The following is a 2,367-nucleotide window of genomic DNA, read 5'->3' on the forward strand; positions in this document are numbered from 1 at the left end:
CACCAGCACCACACTGACCAGCGCCGCCAGCACCGACAACGCCGAAACCACAATGGACAGGTTCATCGCCCACGCCGTGGCCGTGGCGTCGTAGTCGGATCGCGTCTGATCCAGTGTTTGCACATCGGTGCCCGCAAAGCCGGCCTTGCGGACCGCGGCATCCAAGCGCTTGAGCGCCTGCGGGTCCTGCGTGGCCGAAAACACCTGGAACGACACGTTGTCGATGCGGTCACCGACCTTCGCCATCTGCGCCAGGTCGACCACGATCGTCCGGCTACCGGCACCCGGGATGTATGGCGCCGTACCGACCACGCGGTAGGGCCCATCCACGTCGGCCATCGTCGGAGCCGACACCGTCGACCCCACTCTGGCCGGTGTCGTCCACGTCGCGACCAACGCCGCCGGATCCGAGCCGCCCGCAGGCTCCTCCAGCGCGGACCATGGGATCGGCTGCGGCAACCCGGCCCGCAACCCGATGCGCTCCATGTCCGCCGGGACCACACCCAGCACCGCGTCACTGGTCGACGTCGCAGCATTGATCTGCACCGCCGGCGTGAAATCGTGATGCTTCGGATCGATCGAATCGACCGCCTTCACCAAATCATCCGGATGCACCGTGGCCGAGCTCTGCTTCAGCCGCACCAGCGCCTGTGCACCGACATCCGCCGCCGCCCGCGTCTGCCGGTTGTCAGCTCCCCGCGCGAACACGCTCACACTCAGCGTCAGCAGCGCCGACGTGATGATCAACGTCGCGATCGCCGTCACCACACCCGCACGCCGACCCAACTGCGCAACGGCCAACGCACCCGCAGCGCGCCGTCGACCCAGCAACCGACGCACCACCCGTGCCGCCACCGGCGCGAGCAGCATGCTGACAATCACCGCGATCAACCCGGCCAGCAACATCGGCGTCACCTGCACCGGGGCACCGGTCAAACTCTTGGTCGCAGTCAGAACCACCCCGACCAAACACAACGCCCCGAGCACCGCCGCCGGCGTCGACACCTGCACCCCGCGACGCCGCGACGGCCGCGCACGCAACAACGCACTGATCGGCTCGCGCGCCATCAACCACCAACAGCCGCCCCACACCACACCGACCAGGGCCGCCGTGCCGACCGCCAGAGCAAGGGAGCTCCAGATCCATTGAGCCGCAACACTTCCCGGCAACCACGACCGACGCACGAACTCGTCCACGCCAAACGCCAGAGCCAGTCCACCAAGCGTTCCCGCCAGCCACGCAGGCAACAACTCCCGGGCACCGACGCGCATCACCCCGGCCATCCCGTTGCCGCGCATCTTCAACACCGCGGCCTCGCCCCGTCGTGTCGTCGCGAGGAAGCTGGTCACCTGCACCAGCAGGATCAACAACACGACACCGAGCTGCACCAGCAAGAACGGGAGGATTTGACCGACCTGATCCAGGTCGACGTGCGTCGCCTCGTAGACCGCTGACAGCGACTCGGTGATCGTGACGTCGGCGCCGGCCTTCCGCTGTGTGGAGTCCATGCCGGCGACGGCACCGCGCAGCGTCTCCGGGGTCAGCCTGTCGGCGTCCACCGGATAGGAGATGGTGTTGGTGATCCCCGGCCACGGGACGACGCCATTCGGCCGCTCGCCCTTCTTCAACGGCACCGGGACCATCGGTGGATTCCGGACAAAGGTCGTGTCGGCAGTCAGCCAGTACTCCGAAGGCCCAGGGACCGCAGGCGGCGCGGGTGGCGGGGTGTAGGAGCCGACTGCGACACCGCCCCAGAACGGATCCGACCGGGACGCAGTGAACGTGCCGACCACACGCAAGGTCAGGTGCGGAGTGTAGGTGGAACCGTCGCGCCGGGTGTAGACCTCCGGCGGGTGCGCAGTCACCCGAAGCCGAGCGCCGACCTTCAAGTGGGTGGATTGCGCGACCGCTGCAGTTGACACGATGACCTCATTGCGTGAGGTCGGGCACCGCCCCTTCACCAGATGCACGTGCTCGCATTGATCGTGGGTGGACTGCAGCAAGACCTGCTCGCGATCGATCACGTTGTCAATCCGCACGGACGTCGACTCGGTTGGTGTTCCCACCACGGCACGCACGCGAGGATCGACTGCCTTCTCCATTGCCCGCAACGGCCTGATCGTCTGCCCGCTGGACTGCACAGACACCAGGCTGCCGACAAGTCCCTGCTCCTCCTCGTGCAGGACGACGAGAGACTGACTGAACGACCTGGTCAGCAGCGGGTCAACAGCTACCACTGCAACCAGCAGGCCGACCGTCACCGCAAAGAGGATGGCCTGGCCACGCCGCGACCCACGGGCAAACTTCGCCAACCACCTCACGCCGGACCGAGCCGTATGCCGATGGACCACACTCACGACGAGATC

The 2,367-nt window shown here is 67.0% G+C and carries 1 protein-coding gene; it reads right to left on the reverse strand.

The window, feature by feature from the left end; genetic code table 11:
- Positions 1 to 2,262 (reverse strand): hypothetical protein (locus tag ACSZL9_RS19040; RefSeq protein WP_446667103.1); only part of this gene is annotated, 2,262 nt, incomplete at its 3' end.
- Positions 2,263 to 2,367 lie beyond the last annotated feature (105 nt).

It is taken from the genome of Flexivirga sp. B27 (genome assembly GCF_052905685.1).